General features: G+C 60.5%; 19 protein-coding genes and 1 pseudogene. 2 read left to right on the top strand and 18 right to left on the bottom strand.

Going from position 1 to position 21,964, the window contains the following annotated elements:
• A pseudogene (locus C7T96_RS24270) lies at positions 1-238 on the top strand (hypothetical protein); the annotation flags it as partial.
• A gap of 524 nt (positions 239-762) precedes the next feature.
• On the opposite strand, the gene C7T96_RS23370 reads toward C7T96_RS24270, so the two are convergent.
• The 17 genes from C7T96_RS23370 to nikB all read right to left on the bottom strand — a co-directional run bounded on the left by C7T96_RS23370 (position 763) and on the right by nikB (position 20,065).
• Positions 763-1,698 carry a TIM barrel protein gene (locus tag C7T96_RS23370; protein WP_106573668.1) on the bottom strand — a complete coding sequence of 312 codons (936 nt, stop codon included), beginning with the start codon at positions 1,696-1,698 and terminating at the stop codon, positions 763-765.
• 33 nt (positions 1,699-1,731) lie between these two features.
• Entirely contained in the window at positions 1,732-2,877 is a 1,146-nt protein-coding gene (locus C7T96_RS23365; RefSeq protein ID WP_106573667.1) for an ROK family transcriptional regulator, read from the bottom strand.
• Positions 2,878-2,990: 113 nt separating this feature from the next.
• Positions 2,991-3,998, bottom strand: a complete 1,008-nt coding sequence (locus tag C7T96_RS23360; protein WP_158264453.1) for an SIS domain-containing protein — start codon at positions 3,996-3,998, stop codon at positions 2,991-2,993.
• A gap of 25 nt (positions 3,999-4,023) precedes the next feature.
• Entirely contained in the window at positions 4,024-5,007 is a 984-nt protein-coding gene (gene glk, locus C7T96_RS23355; protein WP_158264452.1) for a glucokinase, read from the bottom strand.
• Positions 5,004-6,257 (bottom strand): Gfo/Idh/MocA family oxidoreductase, encoded by a 1,254-nt coding sequence (locus tag C7T96_RS23350; protein ID WP_106573664.1) that lies wholly within the window; start codon positions 6,255-6,257, stop codon positions 5,004-5,006. Before C7T96_RS23350 ends, glk begins: the two co-directional genes overlap by 4 nt.
• 80 nt (positions 6,258-6,337) lie before the next feature.
• Positions 6,338-7,486, bottom strand: a complete 1,149-nt coding sequence (locus tag C7T96_RS23345; protein ID WP_245414236.1) for a substrate-binding domain-containing protein — start codon at positions 7,484-7,486, stop codon at positions 6,338-6,340.
• A gap of 68 nt (positions 7,487-7,554) precedes the next feature.
• Positions 7,555-8,511, bottom strand: a complete 957-nt coding sequence (locus C7T96_RS23340; RefSeq protein WP_106573663.1) for an ABC transporter permease — start codon at positions 8,509-8,511, stop codon at positions 7,555-7,557.
• Positions 8,511-9,458 carry an ABC transporter permease gene (locus C7T96_RS23335; RefSeq protein WP_199190562.1) on the bottom strand — a complete coding sequence of 316 codons (948 nt, stop codon included), beginning with the start codon at positions 9,456-9,458 and terminating at the stop codon, positions 8,511-8,513. Before C7T96_RS23335 ends, C7T96_RS23340 begins: the two co-directional genes overlap by 1 nt.
• Positions 9,459-9,498: 40 nt before the next feature.
• Complete coding sequence (locus C7T96_RS23330) at positions 9,499-11,019, bottom strand: sugar ABC transporter ATP-binding protein (protein WP_106573661.1); 1,521 nt, start codon at positions 11,017-11,019, stop codon at positions 9,499-9,501.
• A gap of 326 nt (positions 11,020-11,345) precedes the next feature.
• The gene (locus C7T96_RS23325) at positions 11,346-12,335 is read right to left on the bottom strand and encodes an oligopeptide/dipeptide ABC transporter ATP-binding protein (RefSeq protein WP_280951755.1); all 990 of its coding nucleotides are present in this window, start codon (positions 12,333-12,335) and stop codon (positions 11,346-11,348) included.
• Positions 12,332-13,381 (bottom strand): ABC transporter ATP-binding protein, encoded by a 1,050-nt coding sequence (locus tag C7T96_RS23320; RefSeq protein ID WP_106573659.1) that lies wholly within the window; start codon positions 13,379-13,381, stop codon positions 12,332-12,334. The genes C7T96_RS23325 and C7T96_RS23320 overlap by 4 nt, the downstream gene beginning before the upstream one ends.
• The gene (locus tag C7T96_RS23315; RefSeq protein ID WP_106573658.1) at positions 13,378-14,376 is read right to left on the bottom strand and encodes a succinylglutamate desuccinylase/aspartoacylase family protein; all 999 of its coding nucleotides are present in this window, start codon (positions 14,374-14,376) and stop codon (positions 13,378-13,380) included. The genes C7T96_RS23320 and C7T96_RS23315 overlap by 4 nt, the downstream gene beginning before the upstream one ends.
• Positions 14,376-15,542 carry an amidohydrolase family protein gene (locus C7T96_RS23310; protein WP_106573657.1) on the bottom strand — a complete coding sequence of 389 codons (1,167 nt, stop codon included), beginning with the start codon at positions 15,540-15,542 and terminating at the stop codon, positions 14,376-14,378. Before C7T96_RS23310 ends, C7T96_RS23315 begins: the two co-directional genes overlap by 1 nt.
• Before the next feature lie 59 nt (positions 15,543-15,601).
• Positions 15,602-17,113, bottom strand: coding sequence for an ABC transporter substrate-binding protein (locus C7T96_RS23305; protein ID WP_158264451.1), 1,512 nt, complete (start codon positions 17,111-17,113; stop codon positions 15,602-15,604).
• Positions 17,114-17,171: 58 nt separating this feature from the next.
• On the bottom strand, positions 17,172-18,155 hold the full coding sequence (locus C7T96_RS23300; protein ID WP_106573655.1) for a succinylglutamate desuccinylase/aspartoacylase family protein: 984 nt from the start codon (positions 18,153-18,155) through the stop codon (positions 17,172-17,174).
• Between the two features lie 12 nt (positions 18,156-18,167).
• Positions 18,168-19,136, bottom strand: a complete 969-nt coding sequence (locus C7T96_RS23295) for an ABC transporter permease (RefSeq protein WP_106573654.1) — start codon at positions 19,134-19,136, stop codon at positions 18,168-18,170.
• A gap of 8 nt (positions 19,137-19,144) precedes the next feature.
• Positions 19,145-20,065: a nickel ABC transporter permease gene (gene nikB, locus C7T96_RS23290; RefSeq protein WP_106573653.1), complete on the bottom strand. Its 921-nt coding sequence runs from the start codon at positions 20,063-20,065 to the stop codon at positions 19,145-19,147.
• Between the two features lie 336 nt (positions 20,066-20,401).
• On the opposite strand from nikB, the gene C7T96_RS23285 reads away from it, so the two are divergent.
• Positions 20,402-21,031: a cupin domain-containing protein gene (locus C7T96_RS23285; RefSeq protein WP_106573652.1), complete on the top strand. Its 630-nt coding sequence runs from the start codon at positions 20,402-20,404 to the stop codon at positions 21,029-21,031.
• Positions 21,032-21,319: 288 nt separating this feature from the next.
• Here the strand turns inward: C7T96_RS23285 and C7T96_RS24435 are convergent.
• The coding region (locus C7T96_RS24435; protein WP_245414235.1) for a DUF5681 domain-containing protein at positions 21,320-21,964 on the bottom strand (645 nt) is incomplete at its 5' end.

The raw sequence follows: 21,964 nt of genomic DNA, 5'->3' as shown, positions 1-21,964 counted from the left end.
CGTCCGGCGCCGCTACCACGACAAGCCCGGCGCTACCACCAGGCGAGAAGGCACCGCAGCCATGCGGCGCGCGACGCACAAACCAATGCTTCCTTTGCAGAAGAAGTCGAGCGGAAAGGAAAAACTGGCGCCCGCCGACGCCTACTTCGGGCGAGCCGACACAATCATCAAACAGCGAGAAAGGATCAATAAACAGACCATCGAACGCCGGCGCTTGCAGCATCGCAAGCTCGCCGCTTTACATCCCAAAGACGAGGACGACACTCCGTTAATCCGAGCTGCGGTCTGCGCCAAATGTTCTGACGACGAACATGCCTGCCTGACCCAGTGCATTCTGTCGGACGACAGGTAAAGCTTCTTATCGAAGCTGGACGCCCGCAAAAACCTCGCGGGATCGATCGTTTCGTGATTCACTTTGCCTGTCGTGATTTGGAGGCAGGTCAATGGAACAGCGGTCTCTCTTCGGCCTTTCGGAGCATCTCGAACGGCTGAGCAAGAATGGCGATCCTCTGGACTCATCCCGTGGCCATGCGGCGTTCGTGGAAGATCAAGCGGTCCATGTTGTAGGCGATGTTGACGAGCGTCAGTTTGGCCTCGGGATGAGTCCGCCTGAAAACGGATCAAAGATCCCCGAAATCGCCACTGACCGCCGCGCAGGAGCAAATGCTGCGCCTGAACTCCGCATCCAGGTCGTCATACGGCGAAGATCAAGCAGTTGTTGCGGGTGTCCAGCTGACAGCGGGCGTACTCCTGCCGTCGCCATTATACCCCAAGCCGCTGACCGTAAGTTAATGTGACATCGCCATCGCGCCAGTATTCACAGCTGCTAGCGACGTCTGCTAGAACCTGTTCGTCTGGCGTCTCAAACGTCGGAAACACCTCTATCGTCAGATGTGTCACAACCGAAGCCGGCGCTTTTGCGATAGTAGTGCGAACTTGCTCGGGATGAATGATACCAACCGCGTTGGCCTCGTCGGTAAAGCACCAATGATAATCACGCTTTCCATCGGTTTGCTGTAGGTGCACGATCGGGCTGAGATGGCTTAGTCGGGTGAGCCAAAGATATGGATCCTGCTCCGCTTCCGGGAGGTCGGGCCGGCATGCATGACCGACATCGTAGCAGTAAGCGACGGTCGCTCCATTCATCTCAGCGAACTGCTCGGCAAGGCTCAGGCATTCGGCGATGGTGCTCGGAAACTCCCGCGCCACGGGCATCGGCTCCCACAAAAGGTAACGCAGTCCCGCCTGTCCAGCGTAGTTTGAAAGCGCGGAGACATGATCCAACTGCTCCTCCGCCAGCGCTTGACGGCGGGCGGGGTTGTGGTAATCAGCAACGCTATAGGCGCCCATGTGCCCACCGAACGTGTCAGCGCCAACGAGAGCGCTGAATTCGATGCCGCGCTTGTATCGTTCTACTGCAGCCAACCGCATCTCTGCATCTGGATGCAGGAGCATGTTGGCACAGTATTCGCTAAGGCCCGAGAACACACTTGATATCTCGATACCGTTGCTTTCGCACGCGTTGCGGATGCGAGAGGCTTGATCGTCCTGGCGCTCCACCCCACCGGTCAAGTCGATGAGATCCAGCGACAGCTGCACATCGGTGACCCCCATTCGATTTGCGATCAGCTCTGCCCAGACCTCAGGCTCGGGCCAGCGTTTCATCGCGAAGCCATTGTTCAGACTGAGTGTCGGCATGAAGAACCCTCCGTTCTGTTTGGTTATTCGTGGTCATCTCTTCACCGGTATCGCCGCACTCACATGTGTCAGGTGGCCGAAGCTGTAAAACAGCGGTAGTACCGCTGCGCCAAGTGCCGCCACTTTCTGCCCGGCCGCCCCGAGGATAAGGCGAGGAACCTCGCGGCGCCGGCGCGAAGCCACCGAGGAGGGCAGTGGTAGGGCGCGGCGCTGCAGTTCCGCAAGAATTGGGTGTGGCATGAAACCATTGACGATCACCGCCTCCGGATCGAACAGGTTTTCGAGATTGACCACGAGCAGGCGTAAGACGATGGCGGCCTTGTTCATCCATGTGTCAAACTGTCTCTCGCCCGTACGGAAGCGGTCCACAAGTTCGTCATATGCCGGCGGTGTCCTCGCATAGCCGAGATGCTCGTAGGCCGCGTGGACAGAAAGATAAGTCTCCGCGCATCCTTGGTTGCCGCAGTAGCAGCGCCTTCCTTCGGGATAGACGGACATATGGCCAATCTCGCCGGCATTCCCGAACGCGCCTCGATAGGGCTGGCCGTTTACGAGTACGCCGCCGCCAAGACCCGTTCCGACGAAGATGACAACGATATTCCGATGCTGACGTGCTACTCCGAAGTAATGCTCGCCCATCGCGGCGGCGGTAGCGTCGTTCTCCAGCGAAACCGGCAGATTGAGCCGCTCGGCAAGACGGTCGGCAACCGCTACGTCGGCCCAACCAGGCAGCACGGTCGGTCCGTTGTTGGCGATCGGATCGACTTCGAAAGGCCCGGGCATGACAACGCTAACCCCGCAGATTTGCTCAAGCTGGATATTGGCGCCGACGGCGAGGTTACGCGCCGCTTTCTCCAGCGCTACGAGTCCGGCCTGCGGAGCGGGACTGTCCACCTGAACCACAATCTCGCCCCGTCTCACGCCAGTGATATCCAGGAGCACGCCTATCAGCCAGTTATGATCGAGTTGCAGACCGATCGAATAGGCACCGTCGGGATTTATCGTGAGCAGTTTCGGCGGCTTGCCTCGCATACCGGTGCTGACAGGTGTCTCAAGCAGCAGGGAGGCTGCGATCAACTCCTCCGCGATGTTGGAAATCGTCTGTACCGAGAGCCCAGTGATCCGCGCTAGGTCAGCACGCGACAGCGGCCCATGCACTCGCACTGTCTCGATCGCCACACGCCTGTTGTGATCACGAGCATTTTCGAGGTTTGCGCCTGAAAACACCCCCGGGTTGGTCGGACCTATCGGCCTCAATTTCTGTGTTCCTTCCTCCAGTGATCAGTCCGCCACTAGATTGTCACCGTCACCTTCTGCAATGCCCTCGGCGAATCCACATTAACACCGCACTTGCCCGAAAGACGTTCGGCGAGGGCGTAGAAGCGCGCGATCATTGCGATCGCCTCGGCTACGCTGTTCGATGCGTTCGGTACAGGCAGGCAGGCGCGCCCTTGGTCGCTAGAAACGACGAAGACGCGCGCGCCCAAAGCCCGGACCTTTTCGGCGGTGGCAACGGCACCGACGGATGCCTCGTCGGCCGGAGCAATCAGGATGACCGGCCGCTCAGGCGTGATCAGCGCGGCAGGTCCGTGCCAAACCTCGGCCGCGCTGAAGGCCTCTGCGAAAATATAGCTCGTTTCCTTGAGCTTCAGCGCAGCCTCACAGGCGATGGGATAGCCGGCACCGCGTCCGAGAATGAGTGCGCTCTCGCACCCGGCGAGTGCTTCTTCGGCCACGCCCCAATCCAAACGATACGAGCGCTCCACCAGTTCAGGCAGCGCGTGCAAGGAATCGAAAAGGTCCCTGTCGCCCGTCCATTCGGATACAATGGCGGCGATCGCGACCAAGCTGCAAACGAAGCTCTTAGTCGCGGGCAGAGCGAGCTCCGGCCAGGCGCCTATCGGCAACGCGATGTCGGAATTCTGCGCCAGGCGTGAATTCGGGCTGTTGACAAGCGAGATCGAAAGCGCACCGGCAGCGCGATTGCTACAGTGCAGCGCGTTGATGTCCTCGCTGGCACCCGATTGCGAGATCGCCCAGGACACCGCGCGCTCGATCCACAGCGACTGCCCGTAGACCGACGACAGCGACGGACCGACCGAGGCGACGGGAACGCCCAGCCGCACTTCGACCAAATGTTTCAGGAAGGCGGCCGCGCAGTCGGAGCTTCCGCGTGCAACCGTGATCATCACTGTTGGGGAATGTGCGCGCAGCCGGCGGCCGACATTTTTGTAGAGCGGACCATGCTGCTTGATCTGGTGTGCGATGCAGCCCGGGATCTCGGCGATCTCCTGCTTCATCTGAGTGTCGCGGGGGAATGCTGGCTCAGGCGGCATCGCTATCTCTCCTTTCACGCGTTCCTCCGCCTGGCCCCGCGAGCATCCGCACGCAGCCCTTCAGAGCGGCAAAGCGGTCCGTGATGAGGAAGATGCCAACATCTGCAAGGAAGGGCCTGCCGCGGCCCTTGCGTTCGAAGCGGCTGTGCAAGGCGCTTCCCGGAAGAAGCGGGGCCAGCTCGTTCAGCAAATCGCCGTTCAGAAAGACACCACCGCGAGCGCCCAAGGTCAGCGCTGCGTTTCCCGCCACATCGCCGAGGAGGCTGAGGAACATATCAAGTGCCTCCCTCTCGCGAGACGACGCATCCGCCATTCCGTGTTTGACGATTTCGTAGGATGAGCTCTCCTGCGCGCCATCGACACCATCGACCACGCCCAAAGCGTTGTAGAGTTCGACCAGTCCGCTGCCGCACAGAACCCGTTCTGCGGACACGCGACCGAACAGGCTGCGCAGGACCTGCCATACCGCCAACTCCCTGTCGGTATGCACCGGCAGGGTTACATAACCGCCTTCCCCTGCAAGCACTACCGGCGCGTCGGTATCGCCGAACAGCACCGTCGCGACGCCGAGTCCCGTGCCGGGGCCGATGATCAGTTGGGGCATAGATGCGCGGCACTGAGCTCCGCCGATGCTGGCGAGGCTGGCTTCGTCCAGCAGCGGAAGTGCAGACGCCAGCGCGGCGAAATCGTTGACCGCCAGAAGTTCGTCCAGCCCCAGACGGTTCTTCGTCGCGCTGACGGAAAACGTCCAGTTATTGTTAGTGATATTGACTTCATCCCCCATGACCGGCGCCGCGACACCGATGCAGGCACGATCGACCTTGACGCCGGCATTGCCGATTGCGAAGCGCAGCGCGTCCTCAAGTGAACCGAATTCGCTGCAATGGAGCACCTGCGGCTCCGATTGGAACTGGCCCTCCACAATGGCGATGCGGGCCTTGGTTCCACCGATGTCGGCGACGAGACTCGTCAAGACGAGCCTCCCCGCGCTACGGCCGGTACAAAATCGATCAGGTCTTCCTTGTCGAATTCCACCGTGCGGCCTTCTTCGGCGGACTTGTAAAGCCCCATTAATATCCGCACCACCTCGACGCCGTCGCGGAAGGTCTCGAATGGCATCTCGCCCATTCGGAACGCTTCCACCATAGCGCGGTTCTCGCTCGTGTAGCCGTAGGTTCCGTGTTCATCCTCCAGGACAGGCATTAGTCCCTGTTCGGAGTTCTGCTTCTCGACAAGGTCCTCGCCGGCATCACCCTGTAGATTGCGCGAGAGGAAGAGCTTGAGGCCCGAGCCCAGCGAATTGTATTCCATCGAGTACTCGGCTCCCAGAACCTCAAGCTGGATGCGCAGGCCCGCGCCGACATAGGCCCAGGAAGTCGCGCACTCGATGACGACGTCGGTTCCGTCCTCGCGGGTCATGATTACGGTTCCCCGAGCGAAATCCTCCGCCGCGCGCTTGAGATAATCGACCTCCGCCCCCATGCTCTTCGTCAGCGAACGGGCGTAGTCCGGGCGGTTCCACTTGAGCGTGGCGATGGTGCCGTTGGCGGATTTGGGCGTGAGGGTGTCGCGGGCGGCACCCGGCGCCGTCAGAAGGAAACGGGCGACCTCCACGCTGTGGCACATCATGTCTAGCAGCACGCCGCCGCCCTGCCGCTCTCCTTGCCAGAACCAGGGCTCGTGAGGGCCGGAATGTTCCTCGGTCGCTCTTGCGATAAAGGGCGCGCCCGAAACGGAGGCGGCACGCTCCCAAAGGATGGCCTTACCGCGGGCGACCGCGGTCGCGAAGAGCTGGTTCTCCAGATAGCCGTGCAGAAGCCCGGCTTCCTTGACCAGCGCGAGCATTTCCTCCGCTTCCCGTACGGTCCGTGCGAGGGGTTTTTCGCACGCGACCGCGCGCAGCACGCCGGGATTGCCGAGAGCAAAATCGCGGATCGCGCGCATCGTCTCCAGGCGAGCATGGTTCGGGACCAGTATCCAGACTGCGTCGATTTCGCCAGACGACAGAAGCGCGTTCAAATCAGGATAGGCGACGCATGGGCCAAGCTTCAGCTGGTTCGCCTTCGCGGCCAACGCCTCGCGCCGCGCCTTGGTCGGGCCATAGATTCCGCGTACTTCGACGTTGCGCACCGAGATGAGCGATTCCAGATGGAAATTGGCGATGAAGCCGGCGCCGACTAGGCCGATGCGCAGTGTGTTCAATTCGTAGAGTGTATTGGGCACGATGTCTGCCTCGTCTGCTTCGATTTCTCGTTTGAGCCGGGCGGCCCCGATGTCGCCGCCCGGCTCTGCTCGGGAGGAGCTTACTTCGTGCCGCCCCAAACCTCGGGGTAGCCGGCCATGTCTTCGCAGCCGCAGAGAGCATAATGCTGTGGAGGCATGTTGGCTTGGGTGTACTTGTCGAGCGTTTCGGCGGTGATTGTCGGCTGGGGCAGATACCAGATTGGGCCTGGAACTTTTTCGCCGCTGAGGATCTGGGTGGCCGCGATGATCGCCGTACGCCACTGGAAGGTAGGGTAGGTGGGGGCGATCGCCGTCAGGCCTTTCTCCTTCCACTTGGCGAGGAAGTCCTGTTGGTCCTCTCCCGTGAAGATCGGAATCTCGATACCGATGTCTTCGAACGCCTCGATCGCCGCCACCGAGGTTGCGCCAGCATCCATCCAAACAGCGTCAATCTCGCCGAAGCGCTGTAGATAGTCCTCGACGATAGACTTGGCGATAGCACGGTCGTCGCTGGTGAACTCGGAGCCGATGACCTTGATCTTGGGGTTGGCCGCGAAGATCCGCTCGGCCGCCGACCAACGCGTTTCGAGGACGTCCACGCCGGGCGAGATGCGAAGTGCAAGCACGTTGCCGCCTTCGGGCAGTTCATCGACGACGAAACGCGCTGCCTGAGCACCATAGGCATAGCCACCGATAGGCGTGATGAAGGTAACGGGACATTCAGTCGCCACGCCGCGCGAGAACACGATCACCGGCAGCTGAGCACAGGCACGCTCCACCGCGGGTGTCAATGCCGCCGTGGTGTTTGGCGTCACAAGCAGAATGTCACACCTCTTGCTGGCCAGGAGGTCGTCGATATCGGCGATCTGCTTGTCGTCCTTACCTTCGCCGTCTGTAACGATGAAATCCTTGATGTTCGAATGCAGCTTGATCTCTTCCTGCATGGTCTTGTAACCGACGACCTGCCAGGGGTTGAAGATGCCCGCGTTCGAGAAGCACACTGTCCACGGCCCGTCCTTCTTATATTTCGAAGTGTCGCGGAAATTGTCGGCCATAGATTGCAGCCAGGGCTTGTCTGCATCCCCGATCGGCGTCGCATCCAGCATGGCGATCTGGCGGTCATGTTCGGCTTGATCGAAGAACTTATTGTCCTGCGCGAGCGCCGACATAGCCATCGGCGCCGCGAAAGCGGCGGCGAGGACGCCCTTGAACGTGCTTTTCAGTGACATACCCTTCTCCTCCTTTTATTTGGCGGGATAATCCGCCGGTCGATTGCCAGAACGCGCTCTGGCTGCGCTCACTTTCTACGGGCGGAGTAAGCCACCGCGCAGATGATGATTAATCCTTGGACGACGTCCCGCATCGGCTTGGGAAAGCCCCAGATGTTTAGCAGCGTGAACAGAGCGTGCAGCGCCAGCGCGCCAGCTATGACCGGAACTACTGATCCTCGCCCGCCAAGGAGCACCGCGCCCCCAAGCACCGCAGCGGAGATGGCCTGCAGTTCGTAGCCATTACCCGCTGAGGTCGAGACGCCCGAAAAACCGCTGAGCAGGATTGCGGCGATCGCGGCGCTCAGGCCCGATAGCATGAAGGCCGCGATGCGAATGCCGGCAACGTTCACACCCGAAAGCCTGGCTGCGAGGGGGTTGGCACCAACCATGTAGAGCTGACGCCCGAAGCTGGTGCGATGCAGGATGAGCCATGCCGCCGTGCCAAAGACGATGACGACGATCAGCGCGAGCGGAAAACCAAACATGCTGTCGCGTCCAAATGCGCGGAATGTGTCCGGCAGATTGCCCCGTGCCGAACCTCCAGACAGGTAGAAGCCGGCTCCACGCAGCATGAGCAGCATCCCAAGCGTCGCAATGATGGATGGCACCTTCCAAAACGACACGACGAGCCCATTGACGGCACCGGATGCAAGACCGACCACAAGGCACAACGCGATGGCCGGATAGGCGAGTTCCGGGCTGCTGTTCAGGAGCAGGGCACAAACCAGGATCAGGAACGTCATTAACGACCCGACTGAAAGGTCGAACCCGCCGGAGATGATGACGAACAGCTGCCCGATCGCCAGCACGATCAGCGGGGACGAACGGCGCAACAACTGCATCATTGGGCCATAGTCGAGATAGATCGGGTTCGACAGCACCATAGCGACGACGATCGCCAGCAGGATGAAGTAGATCGGCTCGATCGAGCGCAGTTCGCGCAGGCGGCTGGGGAGCGTGTTTCTGGTTGAGATGATGCTCATCACGCGACCTCCTCGCGGGACCTGACCGAGTAGACGGCTACCGCAACGATGATGATCGCGCCGCGCAGCACCTGCTTGAGATAGGGGTCAATGCCGAGTTGGTTGAACAGGCTATCGATGAAGCCGAGGATCAAGACGCCAGCTAGGGTGCCGAACACACCGCCCCTGCCGCCGGTCAGGAGCGTTCCGCCAACGACAACAGCCGCGATCGATTCCAGGTCGTAGATTCCATCCGGGCCGACCCAAGGCGCGCCGGAGCCGAGACGGCTAGCCAGAAAGAGGCCCGCCGCCGCCGCCAGCAACCCGGCGATGACGTGCGCGCTGGTGATGACGTTCGCCGTGCGGATGCCGGCGAGGCGTGCAGCCTCCTGGTTGCCGCCCACAGCGTAGACGTGGGCTCCGAAGCGCGAGCGATGCAGCACGTAGCTAGCGACACCCACCAGCGAGAGCAGCAGGATAATCGGCGCGGGGATGCCGAACGGCTTACCATAGGCCAGCTGTTGGTATTCGGCCGGTACCGAACCCGCAAAGTTCTGGAAGGTCGTGCTGAGAACACCCTGAATGATCAGCCCTACGCCCAGAGTGGCAATAAGCGGATTGACCTTCAGCCGCGTTACCAACAATCCATTTACCAGCCCGATGGCCATGCCGAAAAGCAAGATCACCGGGACCGCGACTGCGATCATCGCCGGATTCCCTTGCATGATAAACGACGCAAGTACCGCTGCCAGGGAAATGACGAAGGCAACGGACAGGTCGATCGAGGCGACGAGAATGACAAAAGTCTGGCCGACCGCAACGATACCTAGGGTCACCGAGCGTTCCAGCATGTTGGAGAGAAACGCCCATGACATCCCGCCCGCACGGCTATAGACACTGAGTAATGGAACGGACGCAACCAGCATCAACGTAAACACCCAGAACACCGGCGGCACGGCCCGCACCATGCGGCGCCAGCGGATCCTCGGGGCCGGATGGGCAGTCGAACTATGCATAGGGCTTGCCTCCCGCCTTGAGGAGAATCTCCGACTCCGCCGTGTCGGGTGGAAACTCCGCGATGAGGGTGCCGTCTCGCATGACAAGCACGCGGTCGCTAATCCCGAGCACCTCAGGCAGCTCCGAAGAAAGAACGAGAATTGCACGCCCCTCGTCGGCAAGCTTGCGCAGCAGTCCGTAGATCGCAGCCTTGGCGCCGACATCAACTCCACGCGTCGGCTCTGCAAGGATCAGAACTTGGGCATCAACAAGCAGCCATTTCGACAACACCACCTTTTGTTGGTTGCCGCCGGAAAGGCTCGAAACAGGCGCTTTCGGATCGGCCGGAGCGAAGGCAACACGATCAAATACCGCTTGGGTCGCGACGGCTCCAGCCGGGTCGGGTCCACCAAGCCAGCCAGAGAGAACGCGCTTGGCAAGTAACAAATTTTCGCAGAGCGGCAGCTCCAGCGCCAACCCCTCACTTTTTCGGTCTTCCGGAACGAAACCGATGCCAGCGCGCATCGCGTGGCCAGCGCTGGTCAGAGCGAGCGGACAGCCATCGAGTGTGACCACACCTTCCCGGAAGCCAGGGCTGCCCCAAAGAGCGTAAGCGAGTTCGGATCGACCTGAACCCTTCAGACCAAAGACTCCCGTGACCTCGCCACCCCGCAGCTCGAGATTTATGTCCGAGAGGTTCTGGCCCGAGCCACCTACGATCTTCAGCACCGACCTGGCGGGTGACTGCGGCCCCCTCCTTGCCGGGTAATATTCATCAAGCCGCCGTCCGATCATTGCGGACACGAGCTGCTCCGGGTCGACATCGGCCGTTGGGACGGACAGCGCCTTGCGCCCATCTTTGATGACGGTGACCTCGTCACAAAGGTCGAAGATTTCCGCCATTCGGTGCGAGATGTAGATGATGACGAGGCCACTCGCACGTAGCTTTCGAATCAGCGAGAAAAGGATACGGCAGTCGTCTTCGGCAAGTGTTGCTGTCGGCTCGTCGAAGATCAGCACGCTGGCGTCAAAGGCAACCGACCGAGCGATTTCGATCATCTGCTGGCTTGCGATGCTCAGCCTGCCCACAGGAGCGTCTGGATCGAGGTCGATCTCCAGCTGCTTCAGGACCTCGGCTGTACGACGCCACATCGCGTCAATCTGAAGGCGCCCACCTTTGACAAGCTCCCGCCCAGCGAAGATGTTTTCCGCGATGGTCCGATGCGGGAACAGGTTTAGTTCCTGATGGACGATGCTGATCCCGTGCGCCTGCGCCTCGCGCGGATGGTTTATGAGGATCCGCTGCCCATCCAGTATGTATTCCCCGTTATCCGGCGAAACGGCCCCGGTTAAAACCTTCATCAGAGTCGACTTGCCGGCGCCGTTCTCACCGACAATGCCGTGAACGCAGCCGCGGAAGAAATCGACGCTGACGCTCGTCAACGCTTGGACTGCGCCGTAGGTCTTGCTGATATTGCGCAGCGAAAGCGTTGGCTTAACGCCAAGTAGCGTGCGAGATTCCACTATCCCCATTTGCGCTCCTCCACTCTTGGAAATAGCGTTCTTTTTTTATTATGTCAAATTGATATAATAAAATTTTTGTAAGCGGCGGGTTCTCTCGGGACATCTGGTTGAGTGATTATAGCTTCTCTCGGAGCGCCTCGTAAGGCGTCTTTCCGTTTTGCCGGAAACTCCAGCATCCGGCGGTCCAAAGAATGGTATCGGAGCAATGACGCGGAAAACTCTACCTTCCGGCGGTCCAAAGAATGGGATCAGAGCAATGAAACCCAGGACTCTCCAAACAACTGGAGGGCAGTCAGGGCTCAGGTCAATCTCAGGTCAAGTCCTCTCCGGCCACTTCAGCTAGCCGATGGCACAATCCAACATGCGACTTGATGACCGTTGGTTGGACCGGAAAGTATCGGAGCATTGGCAGCACACATAGGTTGAGCGACGGGACAGCGCGTGTGGAACGCACATCCGCTGGGCGGATTGGCCGGGCTTGGTAGATCCCCCCTTAGGAGCGTGCGCGTTCGCTTGCGCTCAACCACCGGGTCTGGAAGCGGCACTGCGCTGAGCAGCGCCTGGCTGTAGGGATGCATCGGCCGGCGGTAGAGCTCAGAACTTTCTGCTATCTCGACGATGCGACCGAGATACATGACGGCGACGCGGCTCGATATGTGCTTCACCACGTTCAGTCCGTGAGCGATGAACAGATAGGTCAGACCCAAGCGCTGCTGGAGATCCTCAAGCAGGTTGATGACCTGAGCCTGGATGGACACGTCGAGAGCCGAAACGGGCTCGTCGCAAACGATAAACTCCGGCTCTACGGCCAGCGCCCGCGCAATGCCGATGCGCTGGCGCTGGCCGCCGGAAAATTCGTGCGGATAGCGGGTCATCATCGTTTCGTTAAGCCCCACGAGTTCAAGCAGCTCGCTCACCCGCTCGCGTACGGCCGATCCTCTGCGCAGCCCATGCATGCGGATGGGCTCACCTATGGCCTGCTCGACCGTCATGCGTGGATTGAGCGAGGCATAGGGGTCCTGGAAGATCATCTGGAGGCGGCGGCGATAGGGACGCATGGCGGTGTCGCCAAGACCGGCGATCTCCGTTCCCCGGAACCGCACCGATCCCGCGGTCGGCCGATACATCTGGAGGATGGCGCGGCCCGCGGTCGACTTGCCGCAGCCGGATTCGCCGACCAACCCGAGCGTCTCGCCGCGTGCGATGCCGAAGCTGATACCGTCGACAGCGCGCACCGCGCCGACCTGCCGCTGCACCACAATGCCTTCCCTGATCGGGAAATGCATCTTGAGGTCGCGCACTTCCATGAGAAGCTCGCCGCTCATGATGCGCTCCATAGCCGGGAGCCGGTGGAATCCCCTGTGCGGTCCAAACCGCCGTGCAACATGTCGGCATCGACGTCGATGTCAAACAGGCACGCGGCCTGCCGGCCGACTCCCACCGGCCGGAGGTCCGGCACACGGCTGCGACAGAGCGATCTGGAATAGTCGCAGCGCGGTAGGAACGCGCATCCGGTGATCGGCGTGCTGACGTCCGGCGGCGTGCCGGGAATCGCATAGAGCCGCTTGCCGCGCTCGTCATCGACGCGAGGCACCGAACGCAGCAGGCCCATCGTGTAAGGCATGCGGGGCTGGGCGAAAATCTCTTCGGTCGAACCGGTCTCGACCACCTTGCCGGCATACATGACGTTGATGCGATCGGCCATGCCGGCAACCACGCCGAGATCATGTGTGATGATGATGACGGCCATGTTGAGTTCGGTCTGCAATTGGCCAATGAGTTCCAGTATCTGGGCCTGGATGGTTACATCGAGCGCGGTCGTCGGCTCGTCGGCAATGAGCACCTTGGGATCGCAGGAAAGGGCCATGGCGATCATCACCCGCTGGCGCATACCGCCCGAGAACTGGTGCGGATAGTCGTCCAGCCGACGATTCGGCTCGGGAATGCCAACGATGGAGAGCAGTTCGGCCGCGCGCGTCTGCGCCTGCGCAGCGCTCATACCCATGTGCAACCGCAGCGGCTCCGCGATCTGTTTGCCCACAGTGATGACGGGGTTGAGCGAGGTCATCGGATCCTGGAAGATCATGGCAATCTCACGGGTGCGAATCCTACGCATCTCACGTTCGCTTGCTTCCACAAGATTGAGGTCTTCGAGCCAGATCTCTCCGCCGGCGATATAGCCGGCAGGCTTCGGCAGAAGTTGCATGATGGAGAGCGATGTGACCGACTTGCCCGAGCCGGATTCCCCGACGATGCCCAAGGTCTCGCCTCGGTCGAGCGTAAAGGAAACGCCGTCGACCGAGCGCACGACGCCGCGCGGCGTGCGGAAGTAGGTGCGCAGATCCTTCACTTCCAGCAAGGGGCGGGTCATGGCTCGTTTCCGCTCCGGTAAGCGAGATAGGCAACCTTGTCGCCGGTGCCGGCAGCCTGATTGCCCTGAAGCGGAAAGGCGATGATGACACCGTCCTGCGGCGCGAGAATGCGTTCCATCTCCGTGCCCCAAACGTCGCGCAACGTGGCGATGGGCTCGTCCTTCGTAACGGCGCCGCCGCACTCGACGTCGAAGAAACAGAAGCCCCCCTTCGTTGCTCCGATCGACCGGTAGGTCCTGACCTCGTCGAACGGACGCGGCACGTCGACTGCCACGGGCCCGCCGGCCAGCATGCCAAGATGGCGAAGCACATTGCGCACGCCCGCGACGCCTGTGTCGATCGACACAGGATCGAACCGGCGGGAGAAGACGAATTCCGGCGTGATGGTCGGCTTGCCCTGCTCCAGACAATAGCCTGACAGGGTGCCGGAATACGCGGTGTTGGCGAGCACGACGGGATAGCCGAAGACCTCTGCGATCTCGACAGAGCGTCTGCGCACCTCGGTCCCGCCCTCATCGCCGACGATGGTGAAATGAATGGATGGCGGATTGCACGAATGGCAATCGATGACGATATCGGCGCGATCCAGCAATTCGCGGGTGATGACGCGCGCCACCTGATGCGAAACGCTGCCGCCGGCCGCACCGGGGAAAACACGGTTCATGTCCTGCGCATCCTGCGGCGTGAAGCGGCTGGAAGCGAGGAAGGCCCAAGGATTGATCTGCGGTGCCAGGACGAGCGTCCCGGCGAGATCCGCCGGGATGAGTTCTTCCTTGAGACGCCGGCAGATTTCCACCGTCACGATTTCGATCCCGTGCAATCCACCCTCGATCAGGACGACCGGCCCCGGCCGCCCACCGTTGACGATCGCTATCGGTATCACGACCTCGCGAGCGTCCATCCCGACCGCGACAGGCAGGACGCCGATCGCAGTCTCGCCAGCCGCAGCGCTGGCTGTGCCGATGCTGAATACGTCCTGAACGGGAGCGTCCATCACGCCGCAGCCGCGTTGGCGAACTCGACCTTGCCCGCCTTCATGACGAAGGTGACGTTGCGCAGGTCGCGGACGTTGGACAGCGGGTCACCGTCGACCGCGATGACGTCGGCCCATTTTCCGGCTTCCAGCGTGCCGGTCTTGCTGCCGAGACCGCACAGCTCAGCGCCCTTGATGGTGCAGGCCTGGATCGCTTCCATCGCGCTCCAGCCGGCCTCCATCAGCGCCCACGCCTCGGTGTCCATGCGGCCGTGGTTGGTGTCGGTGCCGACCGCCACCTTGACGCCGTGCTGCTTGGCCCATTTGCGGACCTTCAGGCCGTTGGCATGGGCGGCGCTGGCCTTGGCCTTGAAATGAGCGGGCGTGTCCGGGCTTTCCATCGCGACCATGCCGACGCCGGTGGTAAAGACCAGCCAGGTGGGCGAATTCGCCACCAGCTTCACATCCTCTTCTGTGTAGAGGATGCCGTGCTCGACCGTGTGGACGCCGGCCTCGATGCAGACCTTGAGCGCCGGCCCGCCATGCAGATGCGCAGCCACTGTGCGGCCGTTACGGCGCGCTTCGTCGACGCAGGCGACGATCTCCTCTGTGGAGAATTCCTGCGAGTCAGGCAGCGACCCCTTGGTCGACATGCCTCCGCTGGCCATGATCTTGATGAGGTCCACGCCCTGCTTGAGCTGCTCGCGCACCGCCTTGCGCATATCGGACACGCCATCGGTCTCGCGGCCGAGGAAGTGGGCGTGGCCACCGGTGCGGATGAGCGGGTGACCGGAGATCAGAAGGCGCGGCCCCTGGATGAGCCCTGTCTCGATGCAACGTTTGACGTCGACGTCGATGAAGTACTTCTCGCCGACGTCGCGCATAGTCGTGATGCCAGCCTTGAGGATCGCCTTGGCGTTCCACATTGCCTTCATCGCCAGATAATTCTGCGTCTCGGCGCACTGGGCAGCCTCGTCGCCTGGATCGACGATCAGGTGCTCGTGCGAGTCGATGAGGCCCGGCAGGACGGTGCGGTCGGAAAGATCGATCTTCTCGGCTCCTGTCGGCACGGCGCCGGCGTCGACGATGGCCTTAATCTTGTCGTTCTCGACGACGATGGCCTTATTCTTCTGCGGCTCGGCGCCCGTTGCGTCGATGAGCGAACCACACACGATGTACTTGGTCATTTTCTTCCTCTGGTCTCGGGAATGAGCGCCGCCGCGCCCTTAGCGACGGCGCGATTTATCTATTGTTTGGATTTCACGGTGGTGACGATGATGTATTCGTCGAGCCGTGGGATGAAGCCTTCCACCTTCGCGCTCAGGCCGATCAACTGGGGCTCGTAGTAGAGCGGCAGCGCCCCGCCAAAGTCCTCGTGCGCGATGGCCTGGCCTTGCTTGTACAACTCAGCCGCCTTCGCATCATCGAGCTCGACCGAGGCCGCCTCGATGATTTTGTCCATCTCCGGATTCACGTATTTCGTGATGTTGGTCGGAGAATAGAACAGCGTGCCCCAGTGCTTGTGGGGAGTGGTGGTGAAGTCAGTCTGGCCGATGAAGGCGAAGTCGTAGGCCGCTTCGTTGTATTTGGCGATGTAGGACGAGAATGCGAGCGTCTCGATCTCAACCTTGATGCCGATCGCCTGGAGCATGCCACCGATGGCCTCGGTGACCTGCTTGTCCATCGAGTAGCGCCCTACCGGCCCGCCGACCTTGATAACCTCGCCGTTGTAGCTCGACTCGGCCAGCGCTTCCTTGGCCTTCACGGGATCGTAGGCATAGATCGGCAAATCGGCGTCGTAGCCCACGGTTCCGGGAGGCGAGATCGAGTTTGCCGCCTTGGTCGTGCCGCCGAGGAGGTTGTCGACGATGCCCTGACGGTCGATGGCGAGCGACAGCGCCTCGCGGAACTTGATGTCGCTCATCAGCGGATTGCGGAAATTCATGATCATGTAGTCCACGCGCAGCGTGGGCGTGAAGACGACCTGAAGCTCCGGGTTGTCGCGCAACGCGGGCAGTTTGTCCGGCGGCAAGTTTTCGGCCACCTGCACTTCGCCAGCCTCAAGCGCGGCGAGCCGCGTGGAATTCTCTGGCATGATGCGGAAGGTGATCTTGTCGGCCTCTCCGGACGTGCCCCAGTAGTCGGCGTTCTTCTCGATCACCACTTGGCCGCTCGGAGTGTAGGAAGCAATCTTGTACGGACCGGTGCCGATCGGCTGCTTCTCGAAATCGGGTGATCTGGCCGCTTCCGGTGCAACGATCGGAACCTGCGCCAGAACATTGAGCAAGCCACGCGTCTGCGACGCGGTCTTCAGCACCAACGTGTAAGGGCCGGTGACCTCGACGCCAACGATATCGCGGGTCCACAGCTTCAGATTGGTAGTGAAGTTGGGATCCTGGATACTGGTGATCGTGTAGGCCACGGCGGCAGCGTCGAGCGGCTCGCCATTGTGAAACTTGATGCCCTCGCGGATCTTGACCTCGAGCTCTGTCGGGCTCTTCTGGGTCCAAGATTCGGCGAGCACCGGATACAGCAACACGTTGCCGTCCCTCTCTTCGCGGAACACCAGTGGCTCGAACACATGCGCATTCATCGAATAGCCCTGCGCCACCCAGGTCTTACGTGGGTCGAGCGTGGTCGGATCCGCGCCGGCCGCGACCGTGAGGTCGAAGGCCAGTGCTTGCCCGAGGCTTAGGAAAGTCGACCCTAGCAGTACGCTGGAGACGATGGTCAGACCTTTCAACGACTTTATCAGCATTTCATTCCCCTTTCTTTGATGTTCAGGAAGGAATCGGCCGCTACGCGAATGGCGGGAATCAAACTCTTTCGTGGCTTTCCACCGGGATCGCTTCGGCACAGATCTCGCCCGCATGGGTCGGGTAGAAGCGGCAACGGATAGCGGCGATGTAGGAATCATCGTAGGGGTTGTTGATCTCTTCGACCGTCTCGCCGAAGAGGTCGATCATCCGGGCGATCGGCGCTCCCTTGGGCAGGATGTCGCCGACCTCGCACAACGGCACGAACAGGCCACCCTCTCGGTTGTGGATGAAGGAGCCGCCGCTGATGATCGTGTAGCGGCCTTGCACCGGCGCCTCGCCCGGCAATACGCCGGTTGCCTGCATGAAACCGCGGATCGACGTGAGATAGTCCTGAAGGTGCTGTTCGGTAAACGTGCCGCCGCCGCACTCTATCGTCACCGAGGGCGCTTCGTGGCGAAGTGATTCCGCGGTGACCGTGCCGCCCATCCCTGCCGCCTCCTGCACCCGCCAGATGGTGTCGACGCCGACGCGCTTGGCAAGTTCCTTCGAGCGGTCGGCGGTCTTTGTCCCGTCGTCCTTGTAGATGACATAGAACGGCACCTCGGCGCCGATGCCGCCACTGTGAAGGTCGATCACATAGTCCGCATACTTGGCAAGCAGTTCGCCGATGACAGCCGCCAGCTGGAAGCTGTGACTGCCCTCTCTGCTACCGGGGAAAATGCGGTTTAGATTCTGCCCGTCGATCGAAGACACGCGGGAGCGGAAGTTGAACGAGGCCGGATTTGCAACCGGTACGCCGATAATCGTGCCGGAAAGAGTCGCCACGTCGACGCCGCGCATGAAATCGATGATGGAGGCGGCGCCCCCATATTCCTCGCCATGGATGCAGCCTTCGAGCCAGACGGTCGGGCCGTCCTTCCGGCCGCTGGCGATAAACACCGGTAGGCGGATCGGTGAGCCGTCAGCCATGCTGCCCACGCGCAGTTCGCCCCTCGTCAACTTGCCTGGCTTCGCCTCTGCCGTTCCTACGACAATTGCCATCGATGATCCCTCCTACTTCTCGATTCCGCCCATCGCGGATGACGGATTGAGATGGGTTGTGTCGGACGTCGCGTGTGACGACGTGGCTTGGCGACGCGTAAACAGGCGCGCCAGGCGACCACCACCTGGATTGCCAGACGCCCTCAGCGTCGGATCCATAACGTCGCGAAGGCCATCGCCGATGATGTTGAAGCTAAGCGCGGCCAACATGATCGCCACGCCTGGGAATACCGACAGCCACCATGCGTCGCGCACGTATTCGCGCCCGTCAGCCAGCATCGAACCCCATGTCGGCACGCTGTTGGGCACGCCCAGGCCGAGGAAGCTGAGTGAGGACTCCGCGATGATCAGTGCTGCCACCTGAAACGACGCTACGACCAGGAACGACGAGAAGACGTTCGGCAGGATGTGGCGGAAGATGATGCGGTAGCTGGGAATCCCCAGCACCCGCGCCGCCTGGATGAATTCGCGATTGCGCAATTGCAATACGTCGCCGCGCACGACCTTGGCGTAGTTGATCCAACTCGTTAGTGCGAGCACGAGGATCACGTTCATAATGCTGGGGCCAAGGATCGTGACCAGCGCCAGAGCCAATAGCATGAATGGAAAGGCCAACTGCATGTCGGTGAAACGCATGATCACCGCATCCACCCGTCCGCCATAGTACCCCGCGAGCAGGCCGAGCAGCAGACCGACGCTGCCACCAAATGCGACCGCCACTACGCCCACCAGCAACGAGATTCGCGAAGCGTGTATCAGTCTGGCGAGGATGTCGCGACCCAGATGATCCGTGCCCGCAAGGTACATGACGCCCGTGGAATCTACCCATAGCGGCGGCTTGAGTCGGTTGAAGATATTCTGTGCTTCGATGTTTTCCGGGGCGATCAGCGGCGCGAAAATCGCGATGAAGACCAGCAGCAGCAGGATGAACAGGGCAAGCGCCAATATCGGGCGATGGCGGATGAAGGTGAACAGCTCCATCTTGCGCCTCAATTGTAGCTGACGCGGGGATCGAGAATGACATAGATGATGTCGACGATCAGGTTGGTAACGACGAAAACGAGTGCCGAGATGACAATCATCGCCTGGACCACCGGATAGTCGCGGGCGCCGATCGAATTGACGAGGAGATTGCCTGCGCCCGGCCATCCAAACACGGTCTCGGTGATGATGGCGCCGCCAAGCAAATTGCCGATCTGGAGACCGAGCACCGTAACCACAGGCGCCAGCGCATTGCGTAGCGCATGACCGACAACAACCGAGGTCTCGGAGAGCCCCTTGGCGCGCGCGGTGCGGATGTAGTCCTGCCTGATCACTTCCAGCATGCTGGAACGCATGATGCGCGCCACCAGCGCCACCTGGGCGGCGGCTAGAGTCACAGCAGGCAGGACGAGATGCTGTAAACCTCCCTGTCCTGACGTGGGCAGCCAGCGCAAGTGTACCGAGAATATCAGGATGAGCATGATGCCGAGCCAGAAAACGGGCACCGACTGACCGACAAGCGCGAAGCCTGAGAGGAGACTGTCGATCCAGCTTCCCTTTCGTATCGCTGCCACCGCGCCCAACGGCACCGAAACCACGATAGTTATCAACAGGGCAGCAGCGGCAAGCTGGAAGGTTGCTGGCAAATATCCGAGAACCAGGCCGAGAGCCGGTGTCTGACTCCGATAGGAAACTCCGAAGTCCCCGGTGAAAATCTGCTTTAAATATACCAAAAACTGAACCCAGATGGGCCGGTCGACACCGAGCGACTGACGAACGCGTTCGATCTCCTCCGGGGTGGCGAGATCGGAAAGCATCATTACCGCGGGATCGCCGGGAATGACGCGAAGGATCAGAAACGAGAAAACCACCGCTCCAAAAAGAACCACGATACTTTGGATCACACGACGGAGAATATACTTAATCATCCGTTCTACCCCGCCCCGCAAACGGGTTCGCGATCACTGAGATTCTCGTCCACTTAAAAATGGCAGATTGACCCACGCCGCCCCCCCCGGACGTTTTTCACTTTTTGATATGTTGAACATATCTAGGCAATCTTTCATTCGTCAACCCCAAAATTTCGAATTGACCAGTTTGAATTTCATTATATTGAAATATCTGGTAGACCACTCTTCGTTCACGGGCGTAGGGTGGCACCTCACGTTGCCAAGTGTGAATCGCGGCAGTGTCCATTGTCGCTATTCGCCGGTTTCGGTTAGAGTGTCGCGTTATGAAAATCTTGCTGGAAAGAAAATACTTAAATGAAGGCAGCGGGTGGTTCAGAGAATTTACAAATGGAAGCACCCTCGAACTATGTGGGAATTGCTATTCGCCGCTTGCGTCGTGAGCGTAACATGTCACTCCAGGAATTGTCGCGCGCCTCAGGCGTTTCGTCGGGCATGCTGAGCCAAATCGAGAGGAACCTCGCCAACCCATCCTTAAAGGTGTTGACAAAAATTCAGGTTGCTCTCGGGACCAGCGCCGCAGCGCTCTTTCCCGACCAACCGAAGAGCGAGGAGGCCGTTACATTTCCGCCACGCCGAGATCCGATTTTCGTGAAGCGACTGGATCAGCGCCCGTTCTGCGAGCTCGGTCACCTCACTAAAGAGTTGCTCTCCACGGGTACAACCCAACATTTGGAGATGATGCTACTGCACATTCCGCCGGGCGGCTCATCTGGCGGAAGCATGCTCACGACCATGGCTGAGAAGGGCGGTTATGTGCTTGAGGGCAAAATCGTCATGAGTGTCGATGGCGAGGAGGCAATACTCAGCGAGGGCGACAGCTTCGTCTTTGATGGTCGCAAGCCACACGCCGTTAGCAACAAGACAGCGTCGGACGCCAAGGTCATCTGGATCATCAGTAACTTTCCGATCCAGCGCCATTTGTGACTGTCCATTGCGGATCGGTTTCCACACTCGTTCGGTTTCAAGGCATCAGCGAGATACTTGTGGTGCGCTACGGTCGCTGTGCATCGAGGCCATATCTCTCCATAAGTTCGAGGGTCACATCGTCAAATCCGTCACGAGCGATCGCATCCAGATCCAAACGACCATCACGGAAGGCCCGACCAAAATCGATTGTGTATCCAACCGTTCTTCTGGCTGTGTCGAGATCGGTAAACCGAACGCCTCGTTTGACTTTGACGCCGGCCTTTCGCCATGCCTGATAGGTCTCCTTCAGAAGCTGACGCAGATTGATGCGTTCGTGGCGCGCCAGCCGATGAACGATCGTTGCGTCGTCCAACTGGTAACGTGCCGGCAAGGTCGTGTTGAGAACCGTCGCGAAGAGCAATGCACCGGATTGCGTCCCACTGGATGAAGCTGCTGGTCTGGCGCTCGGCATGCGATCGCCAAGCCGGCTATCGAGCGCATCCTGCAAGATAAGCGCATCACGGTAGTGTNGTGGAAACCGTAGTCGTCGTCGAGCACGATATCGTCGGGATGCGGGAGGATCAGCCTGGTGTCCTTGCCCGCTTCGATCGCAGCCGCGATCGCCTCAGCCTGATTGGCCTTGTATCGTTTTGCAGCCTGTTGCCGTTCGGCTCGATCGCGTGCGCGCTGAATATCGGCCGAACGGATCAGATCGAGCGCCAATCCTTGTGAACGCGCATTGCCCTTGAGTGCAGTAGCCAGGATCGACTGGATCAGGGCCTCGCGGGCGCCGACCTCGGAGACGATATCGCCCTCCCGCATTCTGACCGTCTTTTGCGCCCGTTCGTGTACCGCATGCAAGAGCGGCTGTTCCTCCAGTGTCAATCCATCCGCCTTGGCGGCACGGGGACGACCAGAAGGATTGCCGGACTGTCCCTTCTGGAAGCGGGT

It is taken from the genome of Nitratireductor sp. StC3 (assembly GCF_003015025.1).
Lineage (GTDB): Bacteria > Pseudomonadota > Alphaproteobacteria > Rhizobiales > Rhizobiaceae > Mangrovimarina > Mangrovimarina alexandrii.
The sequence above is the reverse complement of the archived record's forward strand: the minus strand, read 5'-3'. Positions and strand labels throughout refer to the sequence as shown.

Coding starts and splice junctions, on each gene's coding strand:
- C7T96_RS23370 (WP_106573668.1), bottom strand. CDS start 1,698: ATGCCGACACTCAGTCTGAACAATGGCTTCGCGATGAAACGCTGGCCC.
- C7T96_RS23360 (WP_158264453.1), bottom strand. CDS start 3,998: ATGAAGCAGGAGATCGCCGAGATCCCGGGCTGCATCGCACACCAGATC.
- C7T96_RS23345 (WP_245414236.1), bottom strand. CDS start 7,486: ATGTCACTGAAAAGCACGTTCAAGGGCGTCCTCGCCGCCGCTTTCGCG.
- C7T96_RS23340 (WP_106573663.1), bottom strand. CDS start 8,511: ATGAGCATCATCTCAACCAGAAACACGCTCCCCAGCCGCCTGCGCGAA.
- C7T96_RS23335 (WP_199190562.1), bottom strand. CDS start 9,458: ATGGTGCGGGCCGTGCCGCCGGTGTTCTGGGTGTTTACGTTGATGCTG.
- C7T96_RS23330 (WP_106573661.1), bottom strand. CDS start 11,019: ATGGGGATAGTGGAATCTCGCACGCTACTTGGCGTTAAGCCAACGCTT.
- C7T96_RS23325 (WP_280951755.1), bottom strand. CDS start 12,335: ATGAGCGGCGAGCTTCTCATGGAAGTGCGCGACCTCAAGATGCATTTC.
- C7T96_RS23320 (WP_106573659.1), bottom strand. CDS start 13,381: ATGACCCGCCCCTTGCTGGAAGTGAAGGATCTGCGCACCTACTTCCGC.
- C7T96_RS23315 (WP_106573658.1), bottom strand. CDS start 14,376: ATGGACGCTCCCGTTCAGGACGTATTCAGCATCGGCACAGCCAGCGCT.
- C7T96_RS23310 (WP_106573657.1), bottom strand. CDS start 15,542: ATGACCAAGTACATCGTGTGTGGTTCGCTCATCGACGCAACGGGCGCC.
- C7T96_RS23305 (WP_158264451.1), bottom strand. CDS start 17,113: ATGCTGATAAAGTCGTTGAAAGGTCTGACCATCGTCTCCAGCGTACTG.
- C7T96_RS23300 (WP_106573655.1), bottom strand. CDS start 18,155: ATGGCAATTGTCGTAGGAACGGCAGAGGCGAAGCCAGGCAAGTTGACG.
- C7T96_RS23295 (WP_106573654.1), bottom strand. CDS start 19,136: ATGGAGCTGTTCACCTTCATCCGCCATCGCCCGATATTGGCGCTTGCC.
- nikB (WP_106573653.1), bottom strand. CDS start 20,065: ATGATTAAGTATATTCTCCGTCGTGTGATCCAAAGTATCGTGGTTCTT.
- C7T96_RS23285 (WP_106573652.1), top strand. CDS start 20,402: ATGAAGGCAGCGGGTGGTTCAGAGAATTTACAAATGGAAGCACCCTCG.